Origin of the sequence: Streptomyces sp. NBC_00057 (assembly GCF_045041165.1) — a bacterium.
GTDB lineage: Bacteria > Actinomycetota > Actinomycetes > Streptomycetales > Streptomycetaceae > Streptomyces.
Map to the genome: position 1 here is coordinate 6,407,480 of NZ_CP108256.1, position 16,219 is coordinate 6,423,698.

At 71.6% G+C, this 16,219-nt stretch carries 17 protein-coding genes and 1 pseudogene; 7 read left to right on the forward strand and 11 right to left on the reverse strand.

The genetic code is table 11. The annotated features are described in order from the left end of the window. Positions 1-29: 29 nt before the first annotated feature. From OG953_RS30130 to OG953_RS30165, 8 genes are all read right to left on the reverse strand, one after another. Entirely contained in the window at positions 30-950 is a 921-nt protein-coding gene (locus OG953_RS30130; RefSeq protein ID WP_405688235.1) for an alpha/beta fold hydrolase, read from the reverse strand. Then, positions 947-2,098 carry a branched-chain amino acid ABC transporter permease gene (locus OG953_RS30135; protein ID WP_405688236.1) on the reverse strand — a complete coding sequence of 384 codons (1,152 nt, stop codon included), beginning with the start codon at positions 2,096-2,098 and terminating at the stop codon, positions 947-949. Before OG953_RS30135 ends, OG953_RS30130 begins: the two co-directional genes overlap by 4 nt. Next, entirely contained in the window at positions 2,095-2,982 is an 888-nt protein-coding gene (locus OG953_RS30140) for a branched-chain amino acid ABC transporter permease (RefSeq protein WP_327275496.1), read from the reverse strand. Before OG953_RS30140 ends, OG953_RS30135 begins: the two co-directional genes overlap by 4 nt. Next, on the reverse strand, positions 2,982-3,728 hold the full coding sequence (locus tag OG953_RS30145; protein WP_405688238.1) for an ABC transporter ATP-binding protein: 747 nt from the start codon (positions 3,726-3,728) through the stop codon (positions 2,982-2,984). Before OG953_RS30145 ends, OG953_RS30140 begins: the two co-directional genes overlap by 1 nt. Beyond that, a complete protein-coding gene (locus OG953_RS30150; protein ID WP_405688240.1) occupies positions 3,725-4,516 on the reverse strand; it encodes an ABC transporter ATP-binding protein in 792 nt (263 codons plus the stop codon). The genes OG953_RS30145 and OG953_RS30150 overlap by 4 nt, the downstream gene beginning before the upstream one ends. Positions 4,517-4,519: 3 nt before the next feature. Next, positions 4,520-5,767: a substrate-binding domain-containing protein gene (locus OG953_RS30155; RefSeq protein ID WP_405688242.1), complete on the reverse strand. Its 1,248-nt coding sequence runs from the start codon at positions 5,765-5,767 to the stop codon at positions 4,520-4,522. Positions 5,768-6,006: 239 nt separating this feature from the next. Further along, a complete protein-coding gene (locus OG953_RS30160; protein ID WP_405688244.1) occupies positions 6,007-6,357 on the reverse strand; it encodes a DUF4190 domain-containing protein in 351 nt (116 codons plus the stop codon). 156 nt (positions 6,358-6,513) lie between these two features. After that, positions 6,514-7,122 carry a TetR family transcriptional regulator gene (locus OG953_RS30165; protein ID WP_405688246.1) on the reverse strand — a complete coding sequence of 203 codons (609 nt, stop codon included), beginning with the start codon at positions 7,120-7,122 and terminating at the stop codon, positions 6,514-6,516. A gap of 230 nt (positions 7,123-7,352) precedes the next feature. Here OG953_RS30165 and OG953_RS30170 point away from each other — a divergent pair, with 230 nt between their 5' ends. The 3 genes from OG953_RS30170 (at position 7,353) to OG953_RS30180 (ending at position 10,597) form a co-directional block, all read left to right on the forward strand. Continuing rightward, on the forward strand, positions 7,353-8,684 hold the full coding sequence (locus tag OG953_RS30170; protein ID WP_405688248.1) for a glycosyltransferase family 4 protein: 1,332 nt from the start codon (positions 7,353-7,355) through the stop codon (positions 8,682-8,684). Between the two features lie 63 nt (positions 8,685-8,747). After that, a complete protein-coding gene (locus OG953_RS30175; RefSeq protein WP_405688249.1) occupies positions 8,748-9,515 on the forward strand; it encodes a class I SAM-dependent methyltransferase in 768 nt (255 codons plus the stop codon). Continuing rightward, on the forward strand, positions 9,512-10,597 hold the full coding sequence (locus OG953_RS30180) for a prenyltransferase (protein WP_405688251.1): 1,086 nt from the start codon (positions 9,512-9,514) through the stop codon (positions 10,595-10,597). The genes OG953_RS30175 and OG953_RS30180 overlap by 4 nt, the downstream gene beginning before the upstream one ends. On the opposite strand, the pseudogene OG953_RS30185 reads toward OG953_RS30180, so the two are convergent. Beyond that, positions 10,598-10,880 (reverse strand): annotated as a pseudogene (locus OG953_RS30185) (hypothetical protein). It abuts the gene before it with no gap. Between the two features lie 166 nt (positions 10,881-11,046). Between OG953_RS30185 and OG953_RS30190 the strand changes: the two are divergent. From OG953_RS30190 to OG953_RS30205, 4 genes are all read left to right on the forward strand, one after another. Then, positions 11,047-11,601, forward strand: coding sequence for a hypothetical protein (locus OG953_RS30190; protein WP_405692140.1), 555 nt, complete (start codon positions 11,047-11,049; stop codon positions 11,599-11,601). Positions 11,602-11,641: 40 nt separating this feature from the next. Continuing rightward, positions 11,642-12,418: a maleylpyruvate isomerase family mycothiol-dependent enzyme gene (locus OG953_RS30195; RefSeq protein ID WP_405688253.1), complete on the forward strand. Its 777-nt coding sequence runs from the start codon at positions 11,642-11,644 to the stop codon at positions 12,416-12,418. 114 nt (positions 12,419-12,532) lie between these two features. Next, a complete protein-coding gene (locus OG953_RS30200) occupies positions 12,533-13,612 on the forward strand; it encodes a PHP domain-containing protein (protein WP_405688254.1) in 1,080 nt (359 codons plus the stop codon). A 4-nt stretch (positions 13,613-13,616) separates the two neighbouring features. Beyond that, positions 13,617-14,189: a VOC family protein gene (locus OG953_RS30205; protein WP_405688256.1), complete on the forward strand. Its 573-nt coding sequence runs from the start codon at positions 13,617-13,619 to the stop codon at positions 14,187-14,189. Here the strand turns inward: OG953_RS30205 and OG953_RS30210 are convergent. Together OG953_RS30210 and OG953_RS30215 are read right to left on the reverse strand one after the other, a co-directional pair. Continuing rightward, on the reverse strand, positions 14,182-15,189 hold the full coding sequence (locus tag OG953_RS30210) for an LLM class F420-dependent oxidoreductase (RefSeq protein ID WP_405688258.1): 1,008 nt from the start codon (positions 15,187-15,189) through the stop codon (positions 14,182-14,184). The two genes, OG953_RS30205 and OG953_RS30210, sit on opposite strands and share 8 nt — an antisense overlap. Before the next feature lie 122 nt (positions 15,190-15,311). Next, positions 15,312-16,133: a hypothetical protein gene (locus OG953_RS30215; protein WP_405688259.1), complete on the reverse strand. Its 822-nt coding sequence runs from the start codon at positions 16,131-16,133 to the stop codon at positions 15,312-15,314. Positions 16,134-16,219: the final 86 nt, after the last annotated feature.

The window sequence follows — 16,219 nt, forward strand, 5'->3', positions numbered from 1 at the left end:
GCCCGGGGTGGGTTCTGTTCTCTGTGTCCTCAAGCGCCGGACGGGCTGGGGGTGCCGGACGAGCCGGTGGTGCCGGACATGGTCAGCAAGTGGTGTGCGATTTCTCCGGCGCCCGCTTCTCCCGTCAGCAGCGTGTAGTGGTTGACCTCCCGTACCGGCACCGGTGTCACCTCCGTGCCCCCGAGGTCGGCCGCTGCCAGGCGCGTCTCGTCGTACAGGCCCTGCTCCTCGTTCATCAGGCCCCGCTGCGCCCACAGCAGAGTCGCCGGAGCCGGCAGCTTCCGTACCGCCGTCAGCACCTCCTCGTCGAAGAGGCCGATGCCGTCGGTGCGTACCGCCTCGATCCTGCAGGTGGAGTGCATGGCGGGTTCGTCCCCGGTCAGGTCGCGCTGGATGTACGCATCCACCTCGGCCGACCACGCACCCGCGAACGCCGGGTGTCCCTGCCAGAAGGAGCGGTAGGCGGCCCGGTCGGGGAAGGTCATCGACAGCCGGTCCATGGCCGGGCCGATCACGGCGGTCATCAGCTCGTCCGGGGAGAGATGAGTGGGGGCGGGGAAGCCGATGCCGCCGTCGACCAGCAGCAGCGGCCCGAACCGTTCCGGGTGCCGTACGGCGGCCAGCGCCGCCACGAACGCGCCCATCGAATGGCCGGCCAGTACCACCCGGTCCAGGCCCAGGGCCTCGGTCAGGGCGGCGATGTCATCGGTGTGTGTGGCGATCCCGTACGGCCCCGGCAGGGCCGAACTCCCGGCCCGGCCGCGCAGATCCGGGGCGATCAGGGTGACGCGGCCGTCCAGCGTCCTCGCCACCGGGCCCCAGGACAGCGCGTTGGCCGTGATGCCGTGCAGGGCGACGACGACCGGCGCGTCCGGCTCTCGGGCCGGCCACTTCAGTACCGCCAACTCGCCCCCGGTCACGGGGACCTGTACCTCTTCGTACGGAATCACGGGCGTCCGTTCTCCTTTCGGGCCTTCCCGGACGGGAGCGTTTCGGTGGCGGGCCCGCGTCGTACCGCGGCCAGCCGGGACGGCAGCCGGGCCAGGCCGCCCGGCAGCAGGTGTACCACGGCCACGAACAGCACGCCGAGCAGGAACAGCGGCTGGGAGAGCGGCACCCGCAGCACCGCGGGCAGATCGGCGACCGCGCCCGACCCGGCCAGATCGCCGAGCCGGTGATCGGCCCAGGTGTAGAGGATGCCGCCGACCATCGGGCCCCAGCGGGTGCCCGATCCGCCCAGCACCACCATCACCAGCAGCGAGAGGGTGAAGTCCGAGGTGGTTGTCTGGGGCGTCGAGCCGCCGGTGAGCAGCAGGTGCACCAGACCGCCCAGCGCGGCCAGCGCGCCCGCCAGGACGAAGGCCGTCAGCTTGAAGCCGTACGGCTTCAACCCCAGTACCTCCACCCGGCGTTCGTTCTCCTTGATGCCCTCCCAGACCCGTCCGGTGGGGGAGCGGACCACCCAGTGGACGACGGCGAGGGTGAGGACCAGATAGGCGAGCGCCACCCAGTAGAGGTTCGCGGTGTGCTCGATGCCCACGAGCCCGGACGGCAGCAGATCCGCGGGGGCGGCCCGGCCCTCCTCGCCGCCGGTGAAACCACCGGGGTTGCGGGAGACCAGGATCGAGCCCGCCTGGGCGAAGGCCAGCGTCACCATGGAGAAGCCGATGCCGGTGACCCGCAGGCTCACCGACCCCAGGACCAGCGCGAGCGCGATCCCGAAGCAGAGGCCGAGCAGCGCGGACACGGCGAACGGGAGGCCCGCCTCCAGCAGGAACATGTTGGTGGCGTAGCTGCCCGCGGCGAAGTAGAGCGCATGCCCGAAGGAGAGCAGCCCGGTGCGGCCGAGCAGCAGGTCGTAGCCGGTTGCCAGCGCGCCGAACAGCAGGCAGGTGGCGAGCAGTTGGAGACTGCCCGGGCTGCCGAGCGGGCCGTCCAGGAGTCCGGGCAGCGGCAGTGCGCTGTACGGCGCGACGGCGAGGATCAGCAGTGCGGCGGCGGGCCACCAGCGGCGCAGCAGCCGGGCGGTGTTCCCGGGGGCCGGTGCGGCCGTGCGCTTTTCGCCGGTGCGGTCGTGTGTCTCGGTGACGGCGCTCACGCGAGCCTCCCGGTCAGTCCGCGCGGCCGCAGAAGCAGCAGCGCGGCGAGCAGGACGACGACGGCCAGGTCGCCGAGGCCCGCTGCGGTGTAGTAGTTGGCGAACTGCTGGACCAGGCCGATGACGGCGGATGCCACGGCGGCGCCGGTCACCGAGCCCATGCCCCCGGTGACCACCACGACGAACGCGAAGATCAGCAGCGAGGTGCCCTGGCGGGGGTCGACCGAGCCGAAGTACAGGCCGCCGAGCGCCCCGCCGAGCGCGGCGGCGCAGCCGCCGATCGCGAAGACGAGCGTGAACGCCTTCCGCACATCGATACCCAGGGCGGTGACCATCGCCCGGTCCTCGACTCCGGCCCGTACGACCAGACCGTGCCGGGTACGGCCGAGGAAGAGCCGTAGTGCGACGAGGACCACGACCGCCGCCGCGACCAGTACCAGCCGGTTGACCGGAACCTGGGCGCCGAGCAGCCCGAAGGTGCCGGACAGCGCCTTCGGCCCCGGGAAGGTCCGGGCGTCCGAGCCCCAGATGCCCGACAGCAGCGCCGGGACGGCGAGCCCCACCCCGACCGTGGCGAGCACCTGCTCGCGCGGCCGGGTGTAGAGCGGGCGCACGACGGCGAGTTCCAGCAGCACGGCGGCCGCGGTGCCCACCGCCGTACCGAACAGGACCGCGAGGACGAAGCCCGCTCCGCCCGGGCCGGCGCCGGGCAGATTGCCGGACGCCGCCCACCAGGTGCCGTACGCGCCGATGGAGAGCAGCGCCCCGTGCGCGAAGTTGAGCACGTCCATCAGGCCGAAGATCAGTGAGAGTCCCGATGCGATCAGGAAGTAGAGCGCCCCCAGACCGAGTCCGGTCATGGTGAGCAGAACGACGGTGGACATCAGGAATCCGCCTCCACGGAAGGTGCTTCGGTGGCCGGGCCGTGACCCACGCCCAGCAGGCGACGTGCCGCTTCCGCATCGCCCAGCAGCTCGGCGGCCGGTCCCTGATGGGCGGTCCGGCCGTCGGCGAGCACCGCACAGTGCTCGGCCAGGCGTCGCACGACGGCGAGGTTCTGCTCCACGAGCAGCACCGGCACCGCCTCGGCGGCCCGCTCCAGCACCTGGGCGACCTCGGTGACCACCTTCGGTGCCAGGCCCTTGGTGGGTTCGTCGGCGATGATCAGCCGGTTGCCGCCCAGCAGCGTGCGGCCGATGGCCACCATCTGCTGCTGCCCGCCGGACAATGTTCCCGCCAACTGTCGTTCCCGGCGCTTCAGTTCGGGGAAGAGCTCATGGACGAGCGGGTACGCGGGCTCGCCCGCGCCGCGCCGCTCGGCCAGACGCAGATTCTCCGCGACGGTCAGTCCGGCGAAGATGCCCCGGTCCTCGGGGGCGTAACCGATGCCCAGTCGCACCACGGTGTGGGTGGGCATCGACACGGTCTCCTCGCCGTCCAGCCGCACGCTGCCGGTGCGCGGGACGAGGCCGAGCACGCCGCGTACGGTCGTGGTCTTCCCGGCGCCGTTGCGGCCGAGGAGCGCGGTCACCCCGTGCCGGGCGACGTCGAGGTCCACGCCGTGCAGGATGTGCCGGCCGCCGATCAGGACCCGCAGGTCGCGTACGGCGAGCAGGTTCCCTGTCGTCACAACCCCTCCCCGAGGTAGGCCTGCTGAACGGTCGGGTCGGCGGTCACCGTCTCCGGGGTGTCCAGCGCCAGCAGCCTTCCGTGGTGCATCACGGCGAGCCGGTCGGCCAGGCCCAGCAGGACGTCCATGTGGTGCTCGACCATCAGGACGGTGCGGCCCTCGTCCCGGTGCAGGGTGCGGATCAGTTCGGTCAGCGCGGGGACCTCCTCCGCGCTCACCCCAGCCATCGGCTCGTCGAGCAGCATCAGCCGCGGCTCGCCCACCAGCAGCACCGCCAGCTCCAGCTTCCGCTTCTCGCCGTGCGACAGCTCGGACGCCATCGCCCGTGCCCGGTGGCCGAGGCCGGTGCGTTCCAGTACGCCGTTCACATCGGCGGTGTACGGGGAGGCACGCCGCCACAGCCGGTACGAGCCGCCCCGGGCCGCCTGAGCGGCCAGCCGGACGTGGTCGGCCACGCTCATCCCGGGCCAGAGGCTGGACGTCTGGAACGTGCGGCCGATGCCGCGCCTCGCCCGTGCGTGCGCGGGGCGGTCCGTCATGTCCGTACCGTCCAGCGCGATCGTGCCCGACGTGGCCATGGTCAGCCCGCTGATCAGGTTGAACAGAGAGGTCTTGCCGGCCCCGTTGGGGCCGATGAAGGCGAGGAACTCGCCCTCGTGGACGCTCAGCGTGACGTCCTCGACGATCGTCGCCCCGCCGACGCCCCAGCCGAGCCCGGCCAGTTGAAGCACCGGGGCGGTGTTCCGCGTCCCGCCCGGGCGCTGCGCGGTGGTGTCCGGTACGGCCATCGGTCAGCCCGCCGAGGGCTTGGCGGGCGGCGCCACCTTGTCCATCGGCTCGGTGCTCACCAGCTCCGGCCGGGCACCGGCGCCCTTCCCCTTGAGCTTCGCGACGAACATCGGCTGCACCAGTGCGTGGTCCTCGGCACGGACCTGCTCCTTGCCCTTCACCCCGTCGAAACTCCAGCCCTCAAGGGCCTTGACCATGGCGGCGGAATCGGTGGCGCCGCCCTCCTCGACGGCGCGCACGACCATCTGCGCCGCGGTGAAGCCGTCGGGGGTGAACAGGTCCGGGGTGCCGCCGGCCTTGGTGACCGAGTCGAGCATGGACTTCTCCACGGCGTTGCCGCCGCCCGCGCCGGGGAAGTAGTGCGCCAGGAACGACACCTTGGAACCGGCGTTCCCGAAGATCGGGTACGAGGCCGTTCCGGCGAGACCCGTGACGACCTTGCCCGCCCCCAGCACGCCCTGCTGGTCCAGCGCGGTCCACAGCGCCGGGGCGGTGGAGCCGGCCCAGGCGACGAAGACCAGATCGGGCCCGCCCGCCTTGACCTGCCGGGCGAACGGGGTCAGGTCAGTGGCGCTGGGCGGAGCCAGTACGGAGCCCACCTTCGCGCCCTTGGAGCCGAGGACGGCCTTCACGGCGGCGACATTGGCCTGGCCGAAGGTGGAGTCCTGGGCCAGCACCGTGACCTTCTTGCCCTTGGCCTCGCCGAGCATCGTCCCGGCCGTGAGGATGTCCTGGTAGGACTGCCGGCCCGAGCGGAAGGTGTAGTCGTTGATGCCGGTCACGCCGTCGGTGGCGGCGGGGCCGCTGATGTACAGCACCTTGTTCTGGGCGGCGAGCGGCGCCATCTGGAGGGCCACCCCGGAATCGGTGGTGCCGGCCAGCACCTTGTAGCCCTTGCCGATCAGGTTCTTGGCCGCGGAGACCGCCTTGCCCGGGTCGCCCGCGTCGTCCTGCTCGGTGACCTCGATACGGTGCCCGGCGACCTTGCCGGTGCCCTTCGTCGCGTAGTCCAGGCCCGCCATGAACCCGTCGCGGTACTGCTTCCCGTAGTCCGCCAGCAGCCCCGTACGGGAGTAGACCAGGCCCACCTTCACGCTCCGGTCCTTCGCGTCCTTGCCGGACGCGGAATCGGTCTCGCCCGCCTTCCCGGCGGCGGTGCACCCGACCAGCAGCAGGCCGGCCGAGGCCAGCGTGACGACGGCGGAGAGAGATCTGTGGTGACGGACGGTGCCTGTGGCTCTGCGACGCATGGTGACCGGCTCCTCGGCGTGTTCATGTGATGTCGCCGAACCGTATGAACACCGTGCCGCCGTCGACATGGTGCAGTGCACCCCACCTGGCGCGGTGCACATATGGGGGGCGCACATGGGCCGGGGGCACGAGCCGCGCCAGGGGCCGTACGTGGGCAGCCGGAGCCGGGCGTCGCACCGTCCGGCCCCCGGGCTGCCCACGGCGCCGATGTGTCGGGGCCGCGGGCGGTGATGGCCCGTCAGATGGCGGAGAGCGCCATCGCCGTGGCCACGACCACGCCGAGGGCGGCGAACGCGACGCCGATGATGCCCATCACCATTCCGGCGGTCGCCTGGCCACGGCCGCCACCCTCGCCCCGGTCGGCCATGCGCCGGGCCGAGATGCCGAGGCACAGCGCGATGATCGGCGGGATGATCGGGATCAGCAGCAGCCCGACGATGCCGAGCACCAAGGAGGCCGTCGCCTTGCCGCTGGGCAGCGGGGCACCACCGGGGTACCCGTAGCCGGCCGGGGGCTGCGCACCGTAACCCGGTCCGCCCGGGGCCTGTATCCCCGTCGCGCCGCCTGCACTGCCTGACTGGTCAGTCATGTCTTCCTCTCCATCGGTGCCAGGCCCTGCCCGGCGGATCAGGGCCGGACAGGCACTGGTCATGACCATGTTAAGAAGAGGATTGTGGCGCTTTCGAACAGGGCGGTGAGGGATGTGTGATGAAAGATCTCGATCCGCCACGGGGCCGGACGGGCCCTATGTGTCCCGCAGTGCCGTCACGTCGATCAGCCGGCACACCGTCTCGATGTCTATCTTCACCTGGGCGATCGACGCCCGCCCCGACAGCCAGGTGATCAGCGCCGAGTGCCAGGTGTGCTCGATGACCCGGACCGCGGACAGTTGCTCGGGCGTCGGATGCTCCAGGCCCATCGCGTCCAGGATGATCGCCGTCGTGATCCGCGAGACGGTGTCCACCTCCGGGCTGACGCTGCGGTCCGCGAAGGTCAGAGCCCGCACCATCGCATCCGCCAGATGCGGTTCGCGCTGCAGTGCGCGGAACGCCCGCATCAGGGTGTCGGCGACCCGCTGCGCCGCGTCGTCCCCGGCCGGGGGGCGCTTGTGCAGCGTCGTGTGCATGTGCTGGAGCTGGTCCTGCATGGTGGCGACCAGCAGGTGGATCTTGGACGGGAAGTAGCGGTACAGCGTGCCCAGGGCGACCTCGGCGGCCTCCGCGACCTCACGCATCTGCACCGCCTCGAATCCGCCCCTGCTGGCGAGCTGGGCGCTGGCGTGCAGGATGCGGCGGCGGCGGGCCTCCTGTCGCTCCGTCAGGGGCGGCGATGCCGGCTTGGCTTCCGCTGTCATGTGTTCCCATCCATGGCTTCTGTCCACAACCGGAGGGAGGCGCTCGGTCTCCCGGCGGCGCACAGCATGCCAGGGTGGCCGGTCGTGGCGCGAATCACCTGATCCGGCCGTTGCGCCGACGCTACCTGCCGGTAGATTCGTAGCTCATTGAACGATCCAGTCTGAAACTTGTTCTAGATTAGCGTGAGCGGTTACGCTCCGGCGAACACGCAGTGAGAAGGGGGCCGAGTGTGACCGCAGAGGCCATAGAGAAGGGCCCCCGCACGGGCAGCGACACGCCGGGCACCGCCGGCGACCGTCCGTTGCGCATCGCACTCCTCACCTACAAGGGCAACCCGTTCTGCGGCGGCCAGGGCGTCTACATACGCCACCTCGGCCGCGAGCTCGCCCGTCTCGGCCACAGCGTCGAAGTGATCGGCGCCCAGCCCTATCCGGTGCTCGACGAGGGTGTCCCGCTCACCGAGCTGCCGAGCCTGGACCTCTATCGCCAGCCCGACCCCTTCCGTACCCCGAAGCGCGGCGAGTATCGGGACTGGATCGACGCCGCCGAGGTCGCCACCATGTGGACCGGCGGCTTCCCGGAACCCCTCACCTTCAGCCTGCGCGCCCGACGTCATCTTGCCGCCCGTCGCGGCGAGTTCGACGTCATCCACGACAACCAGACCCTCGGGTACGGGCTGTTGGCGGACCTCGGTGCCCCGCTCGTCACCACGATCCACCACCCCATCACGGTCGACCGGCAGTTGGACCTGGACGCCGCCGAGACCCGTCGTCGGCGCGCCTCTGTTCGCCGCTGGTACGCCTTCACCCGCATGCAGAAGCGGGTCGCGCGCCGGCTGCCCTCGGTGCTCACCGTCTCCGGCTCCTCCAAGCAGGAGATCGTCGACCATCTCGGGGTGCGGGGGGACCGTATCCACGTCGTGCACATCGGCGCGGACACCGACCTGTGGTCGCCCGACCCGTCGGTCGCCGAGGTTCCCGGCCGGATCGTCACCACCTCCAGCGCCGACGTCCCGTTGAAGGGCCTCGTCCACCTCGTCGAGGCGCTCGCCAAGCTCCGTACCGAGAACCCGCAGGCACACCTCGTGGTCGTCGGCAAGAGGGCCGAGGACGGGCCGGTCGCGCAGGCCATCGAGCGGCACGGACTCCAGGACGCCGTCGAGTTCGTCAAGGGCATCAGCGACACCGAACTCGTCGACCTGGTGCGCAGCGCCCAGATCGCCTGCGTTCCCTCGCTGTACGAAGGCTTCTCGCTGCCCGCTGCCGAGGCCATGGCCACCGGCACGCCCCTCGTCGCCACGACCGGCGGTGCGATCCCCGAGGTCGCGGGCCCGGACGGCGAGACCTGCCTGGCCGTCCCGCCCGCCGACGCCGGAGCGCTGGCCGGCGCGCTGGCCCGGCTGCTCGGCGACCCGGAACTGCGGGCCCGGCTCGGCGCCGCGGGCCGCGCCCGGGTGCTCTCCCGGTTCACCTGGAAGCAGGCCGCCGTCGGCACCGCCGCCCTCTACCGCGAGGCGATCGCCGCCCGCGCCGGTACCGCCCGCCCCGGCGGCCGTCGTTGACACCGCCGCCAGTCCTCGTCGTCCCCGCCCACTGATTCCCCTCGACCGCGAAAGCAGGCATTCGTGCTGACCGTGGACTTCACCCGCTTCCCGCTCGCCGCAGGTGACCGAGTGCTCGACCTGGGCTGCGGCGCCGGACGCCACGCCTTCGAGTGCTACCGGCGCGGCGCCCAGGTCGTGGCACTCGACCAGAACGGCGAGGAGATCCGCGAGGTCGCGAAGTGGTTCGCCGCGATGAAGGAGGCCGGGGAGGCCCCCGAGGGCGCCACCGCCACCGCGATGGAGGGCGACGCGCTCAACCTGCCGTTCCCCGACGAGTCCTTCGACGTCGTGATCATCTCCGAGGTGATGGAGCACATCCCCGACGACAAGGGTGTGCTGGCCGAGATGGTCCGGGTCCTCAAGCCCGGCGGCCGGATCGCGATCACCGTGCCGCGCTACGGCCCCGAGAAGGTCTGCTGGACGCTCTCCGACGCGTACCACGAGGTCGAGGGCGGCCACATCCGCATCTACAGGGCCGACGAACTGCTCGGCAAGATCCGCGGCGCCGGCCTCAAGCCGTACGGCACCCACCACGCCCACGCCCTGCACTCGCCGTACTGGTGGCTGAAGTGCGCGTTCGGGGTGGGCCGCGACGGCAAGGACGCAGCACTACCGGTCCGCGCGTACCACAAGCTGCTGGTCTGGGACATCATGAAGAAGCCGGCCGTCACCCGGGTCGCCGAGCAGCTGCTCAACCCGGTCGTCGGCAAGAGTTTCGTGGCGTACGCGACCAAGCCGCACCTGCCCGTGGCCGCCGCTGCCGAGGACCTCTCCAAGGCCGAGGCGTGACCACTCCCGAGCAGACCGAACACCTCGTACTGCCCGGAGTCCTCACCGCCGAGCAGGCCGCCGAGACCGTCGCAGCCCTCCTCGCCGCGCAGTGCGAGGACGGTGCGCTGCCCTGGTTCCGAGGCCACCACCTCGACCCGTGGGACCACACCGAGGCCGCCATGGCCCTCGACGCGGCCGGCGAGCACGCCGCCGCGCAACGCGCGTACGACTGGCTGGCCCGGCATCAGAACGAGGACGGCTCCTGGTACGCCGCGTACCACGACGGAGACCCGGAGCAGCCGACCGACCGCGGTCTGGAGACCAACTTCTGCGCGTACGTGGCCGTCGGTGTCTGGCATCACTACCTCGCCACCGGCGACGACGCGTTCGTCGACCGGATGTGGCCGACGGTCTATGCCGCCGTCGAATGCGTGCTCCGGCTCCAGCAGCCCGGCGGCCAGATCGGCTGGAAGCGCGAAGCCGACGGAACCCCTGTCGAGGACGCGTTGCTGACCGGCTGCTCCTCCATCCACCAGGCGCTGCGCTGCGCACTCGCCATCGCCGAACGGCGCGAAGAGCCGCAGCCCGACTGGGAGCTGGCGACCGGTGCGCTGGCCCACGCGATCCGCAACCACCCGGAACGCTTCCTGGACAAGAGCCGCTACTCGATGGACTGGTACTACCCGGTCCTCGGCGGCGCGCTCACCGGAGCGGCCGCCAAGGAGCGGATCGAGGAGAGCTGGGACCGCTTCGTGGTCCCCGGCCTCGGGGTGCGCTGTGTGCTGCCCAATCCGTGGGTGACCGGCGGCGAGAGCTGTGAACTCGCCCTGGCGCTCTGGGTGATGGGCGAGTCCGACCGGGCGCTGGAGATCCTCCAGTCCATCCAGCATCTGCGCGCCGACGGCGGCATGTACTGGACGGGGTACGTCTTCGAGGGCAACCGGGCGTTCTGGCCGGAGGAACTCACCACCTGGACCGCCGGTTCGCTGCTGCTCGCGGTGGCCGCGCTCGGCGGCGACGAGGCGACCACCGCGGTCTTCAGCGGCGAGCGGCTGCCGCGCGGGCTGGAACCGGACTGCTGCGGCCAGGACAGGTCCTAGCTAGTGCCGGATGCGGCCGGCCGCCGCGTGACCTGCGAAGAGGTGGACGACGGCGGCCGGCCCGTATCCGGAGACCACCCGCGCCCACGCCTCGTCGAAGGTGAACAGGTCGTACGACCAGCCGGCGTGCGGTGTGCTGGACGACATTCACCAGGTCGTTGCCCCGGTTGGCCTCCAGCAGGTACATCAGGATCCACAAGCCGATGACGAAGGCCATGATGTCGGCCACGACGGCTATGACACGTGCTGCGGTGGCGCTTCTCGTTCCTGCTCGAGGAGCCATGGGTTGCGGGTTGCCGTTTTCCGGCGGGAGAAACCCGGACGGCGGCTCCGAGTGGCACGCTGCCCGGGGCCGGGCGAGCCTTGCGGAGAGTGCCGAGAGGCGTCACTCACCGCAAAGATCGCCGCGATGCGCCCGGTCAGGGAGGCCCGCTGTGCCCAGTTCCGCCGTGATCCGTCCCGTACCGCTCCGGGGTCTGCTCGTCTCGTTGCTGCTGTCCTGCGCAGTGCTGGTGGGCACCACCGCGTGCGGCGGCGGCAAGGAGAGCAAGACCGCGAGCAGCTCCGCCTCCCCGAGCGGCACGTCCTCGGCCGAGGCGCAGAAGTTCGCCAAGACGCGGTTCGTCGCCAATGCGGGGCTCGCGGCCGGTGCGACGTACCAGTGGATCGTGAAGCCGTACCGTGCGGGCAAGTTCAAGAAGGGCGCGGACGGGCGGACGCTCGCTCTGGTCAAGGCCGGGCTCGCGGGCGGCTTCGCCTACAACCGGCTGAAGGCCGCGGTGGTCAACGCCAAGGGCGACCCGCTGCTGTCGAAGGCGGTCGCGCCGCTGACGGCGGGCATCGAATCGCTCAAGGGGCTCGGCAGCAAGCTCCGCAAGGGTGAGGCGGGCGCGGGCGACATCGGTGCCTTCGAGAGCGTGATCAGCGGCATCAAGGACGCGGGCAGGAGCGCGGGCGCCGAGGTGAAGGACAAGGTGCCCACCAGCTCTCAGCTCGGCGGATAATCACATGCAAGAGGGGTTGCGGCGCACTACGGTGCGCGGCATGAGCTCACTCCCGCACGACCTCTACTGTGACGAAATCATCGGCCGCACCGACGCGTTGAGGGCGGCGATCAAGGGCGCCGACCTCAACGCGACCGTCCCGACCTGCCCCGAGTGGACCCTGCGCGACCTCGCCGTCCATGTCGGCAGAGCCCATCGTTGGGCCGGCGAGATCGTACGTACCCGGGCCACCGAAGAGGTCCCGCGTGAACGGGTACCGGAGTTCAGGCCAGAGGGCGACGACCCCGCCGTGCTCGACGCCTGGCTCGCGGCCGGCGCGGCGCAAACCGCCGAGGCGCTGCGGGCGGCCGGCCCCGGCCAGGAGGTGTGGTCCTGGGGGTGGGAGCGGAGCACGGGCTTCTGGGCGCGCCGCATGGCGCACGAGACGATCGTCCACCAGGCCGACGCGGCGCTCACGGCGAAGACCGGCTACGAGGTGGCTCCGGAGGTGGCCGCCGACACCATCGAGGAGTGGCTGGAGATCGTCGCCTTCGTGCAGGCCTGGGGCGACAAGGAGGCCGCCGGACTGCGCGGCGGCGGGCGGACGATCCATCTGCACGCCACGGACGCGCCGGGTGCCGAGTGGCTGATCGAGTTCGGTGACGACGGCTTCACCTGGCGGCGCGCCCACGAGAAGGCGACCGTGGCGCTGCGGGGCCCGCTCACCGACGTCATGCTGGTCTTCAACCGGCGTCTCGCTCCGGACAGCGACCGGGTCGAGGTGCTGGGGGACGCGGAACTGCTGGACTTCTGGCTGGAGCGCGCGGCGTTCGGCTGAGCCTCCACCGGCCGCTCCCGCTGTGCGGTCCCCGTCCGCTGTGCGGGCGCGGCGGTCCTGAGCCAAGCTGGAGGGGAGAGCCCGTTGTGTCCGGCGGCCCCGGTGGAGGTGCCGATGGAGCCCGTCCGCGCCCTGAAACGGATTGCCTTCCTGCTGGAACGCGGCAGGGCCGACACCTACCGCGTGCAGGCATTCCGTACGGCCGCCGACGCGGTGGCGGCGATGACGGACGGCGAGGCCGCACAGCGGGTGGCGGACGGCTCGCTGGAGTCGGTCAGGGGCATCGGGCCGAAGACCGCGCAGGTGATCCGCGAGGCGGTGGCCGGGGAAGTGCCCGGCTACCTGGAGCGGCTGGAGGAAGAGGCCGCTGCCGCCCCGCTCACCGAGGGCGGCCGGAGCCTCCTCGCCCTGCTGCGCGGCGACTGCCATCTGCACTCCGACTGGTCGGACGGCGGCAGCCCGATCGAGGAGATGGGCCGCACGGCGGCGGAGCTGGGCCATGAGTGGGCGGTCCTCACCGACCACTCGCCCCGGCTGACCGTGGCGAACGGGCTCTCCCCGGAGCGGCTGCGCCGGCAGCTGGATGTGATCGCCGAGCTCAACGCGGGCTGGGCGCCGTTCCGACTGCTCAGCGGCATCGAGTGCGACATCCTCCCCGACGGTTCCCTCGACCAGGAGGAGGAGCTGCTGGATCAGCTGGACGTCGTGGTGGTCTCCGTACACTCCGAATTGCGGATGGGCGCTGCCCCGATGACCAAACGCCTGCTCGCGGCCGTCCGTCATCCGCGGGCGAACGTCCTCGGGCACTGCACAGGGCGGCTGATCACCGGCCGGGGCCGCCCGGAGTCCCGGTTCGACGCGGACGAGGTCTTCGCCGCGTGCGTGGAGGAGGGCACGGCGGTGGAGATCAACAGCCGGCCCGAACGGCTCGACCCGCCCCGCCGGCTGCTGCGTCGCGCCGTCGCCGCGGGCACCCTGTTCTCCGTCGACACCGACGCACACGCGCCCGGACAGCTGGACTGGCAGATCCACGGCTGCGCCCGCGCCGAGGAGTGCCGCGTCCCGGCGGAACGCGTCATCACCACGTGGTCGGCCGACGAACTGCTGGCCTGGTCGCGCGGGGGCACGATCCCGGAGCGGGCCCGCTCCGGGGCGGACGGGGCGGTCTGGGCAGCCCCGGGACAGGAGCGGTGAACCCATGACGGCCACAAGCGTGCGAGGCATCGACCACATCGGGGTCACGGTCCCCGACCTGGAGACTGCCACCCTCTTTCTCGTCAGGGCGTTCGGCGCCGAGGTGCTGTACGACACCCTGCGCCGCCAGGACCGCCCGCAGGGCGGGCCGGATGTCGAGCGGCGGCTCGGAGTCCCGGCGGGCACACAGCAGTTGTCGATCCGGATGCTGGCCCTTCCCGGCGACGGCCCGGGCATCGAGCTGTACGAGTTCCAGGGCCCCCGCCGGGAACCACCGGTGCTGCCCTGCGACTTCGGCTGGCAGCATGTGGCGCTCTACGCCGACGATCTGGACGCGGCCGTGCGGGACTGTGTGGCCGCGGGAGCCTCGCTGCTCGCCCAGGCGCAGCCGCTGTCGGGCCCCGAAGCGGGGGAGCGCAACCGGTTCGCGTATCTGCGCACCCCATGGGGCAGCACGCTGGAACTCCTGACGTACCCCGACCCCCAGCCCTGGGAACGCACCGCGCCACGACGGCGGGTGCGGCCCGCTCCGGTCGGCACCGGGGCCTGGCCGACGGACCCGGCTCGGCCTAGTTGAGCTCCGCGAGCACCCGCAGGGTGTGCGGGTCCGGTGCCGTCACCAGCAGATCGGTCACCGGCCCCTTGCGCCACAACTCCAGCCGCTCCGCGATCCGTTGACGGGGCCCGACGAGCGAGATCTCATCGGCGAACGTGTCCGGCACGGCCAGTACCGCCTCCTCCTTGCGCCCTTCGAGGAACAGCTGCTGGATCCGCCGCGCCTCTTCCTCGAATCCCATCCGCGCCATCAGATCGGCATGGAAATTACGGGCCGCGTGCCCCATCCCCCCGATGTAGAAACCGAGCATCGCCTTCACGGGCAGCAGCCCCTCGGCGACATCGTCACAGATCTGTGCACGGGCCATCGGCGCGATCATGAATCCGTCGGGCAGGTCCGTGAGCGACGCCTCGTACACATCGGTGCGCAGCGGTGACCAGTACAGCGGCAGCCAGCCGTCGGCGATCCTCGTCGTCTGCGCGATGTTCTTCGGCCCCTCCGCCCCGAGCAGTACGGGCAGCCGGGACCGCAGCGGATGGGTGATCGGCTTCAGCGGCTTGCCCAGACCGGTGGCGTCCGGACCGTTGTACGGGTGGGAGTGGAAGCGCCCGTCCAGCTCAACGGGGGCCTCGCGGCAGAGCACTTGGCGGATGACGTCGACGTACTCACGGGTCGCGGTCAGTGGGCTCTTCGGGAACGGCCGCCCGTACCAGCCCTCCACCACCTGCGGCCCGGACAGACCCAGGCCGAGCATCATCCGGCCGCCGGAGAGATGGTCGAGGGTCAGGGCGTGCATGGCGGTCGCCGTCGGGGTGCGCGCCGCCATCTGCGCGATACCGGTGCCCAGCCGGATGCGGGAGGTGTGCGCGGCGATCCAGGTCAGCGGGGTGAACGCGTCGGAGCCCCAGGCCTCCGCAGTCCACACCGAGCCGTACCCCAGCTCCTCCGCCTCCCGGGCGAGCTCCAGATGGGCGGGGTTCGGGCCGCGGCCCCAGTAGCCGAGCGCGAGTCCGAGCCGCATTCCGCTGCCTCCCACTATTGCTGACGGCGCGTCAGATCCTTGACGCACGGTCGGAGAGTACGACAGCGGCCCCCCGCCCGGAAGGGGCGGGAGGCCGCTGTTCGTGCTACGGAAGCGTGGACTCAGCCGCGCTGGATGCCCGTGGTGTCCTGGAGCACACCACGACGGCCGTCCTGGGTCTGGGCGATGAGGCCCGGACCGCGCTGCTCCACCGCGAGGTACCAGGTGCCGGGCGCCAACTCGGCGATCGGCGACGGCGAACCGTCCTCCCCGTACAGTGGGCGCGCCACCGGCACCGCGAACCAGAACGGCGTGAAGTCACCGGCCGGCGCACCGGCCGCCGGAGCCGGCCGGGCCTGCTGCGGCTCCGGCTGACCGGGCTGCGGCTGCGCACCGTACGGCTGCTGCTGACCCGGCTGTGCACCGTACGGCTGCTGCTGGGCGCCGGGGTAGCCGTAGCCCTGGCCGGGCTGCGGCTGGCCGCCGTACGGCGGCTGCACGGCCTGCGGACGCGGGGCGCCCACCAGCGGGGCCTTGAGTGCGGGGACCAGCGGGGTGGCTACCGCGCCACCCGCGAGCACGATGGTCGCGAGCAGGCCGAGAATCATGCCCGCGCCCGCGTCGCTGGCGTCAATGGTCGTCCAGAACGCGGTCCACAGAGCGAAGACACTGAAGGCGGCGCCGAATTGGCCGAGGTCGAAGCCGAGCACCTTGCGGGCCGGCATGGCACGGCCCACAACGATCAGTGCCGCAGCGATGATTCCGGCCACGAAGACGCTCATGAGGATCCCGAGCGCGTCCCAGGCGTTCGGGGCGTTGTAACTGGAGCAGTTGAGGCCCGCAGGGCAATCGAAGCCGGAGAGGTCGAGGAAAGAGGCGATGAACAGCACCACCGCTGCTCCGATCACCACGCCGTCGCCTCGAGTGAGGGAGCGGATATTCACGTAAAGGTCCTTAGTCGATCGTCTCGTCGGGGCGGTCGTCACTGCCGCCGGTAGGGCGGGCACGGCGCGAAGCTCGGGAGCGGCTC

What these genes read in the sequence shown, in the direction of transcription:
- OG953_RS30200 (WP_405688254.1), top strand. Translation starts at nt 12,533, where the DNA reads ATGGAGCCCGTCCGCGCCCTGAAACGGATTGCCTTCCTGCTGGAACGC.
- OG953_RS30140 (WP_327275496.1), bottom strand. Translation starts at nt 2,982, where the DNA reads ATGTCCACCGTCGTTCTGCTCACCATGACCGGACTCGGTCTGGGGGCG.
- OG953_RS30195 (WP_405688253.1), top strand. Translation starts at nt 11,642, where the DNA reads ATGAGCTCACTCCCGCACGACCTCTACTGTGACGAAATCATCGGCCGC.
- OG953_RS30205 (WP_405688256.1), top strand. Translation starts at nt 13,617, where the DNA reads ATGACGGCCACAAGCGTGCGAGGCATCGACCACATCGGGGTCACGGTC.
- OG953_RS30210 (WP_405688258.1), bottom strand. Translation starts at nt 15,189, where the DNA reads ATGCGGCTCGGACTCGCGCTCGGCTACTGGGGCCGCGGCCCGAACCCC.
- OG953_RS30155 (WP_405688242.1), bottom strand. Translation starts at nt 5,767, where the DNA reads ATGCGTCGCAGAGCCACAGGCACCGTCCGTCACCACAGATCTCTCTCC.
- OG953_RS30150 (WP_405688240.1), bottom strand. Translation starts at nt 4,516, where the DNA reads ATGGCCGTACCGGACACCACCGCGCAGCGCCCGGGCGGGACGCGGAAC.
- OG953_RS30160 (WP_405688244.1), bottom strand. Translation starts at nt 6,357, where the DNA reads ATGACTGACCAGTCAGGCAGTGCAGGCGGCGCGACGGGGATACAGGCC.
- OG953_RS30165 (WP_405688246.1), bottom strand. Translation starts at nt 7,122, where the DNA reads ATGACAGCGGAAGCCAAGCCGGCATCGCCGCCCCTGACGGAGCGACAG.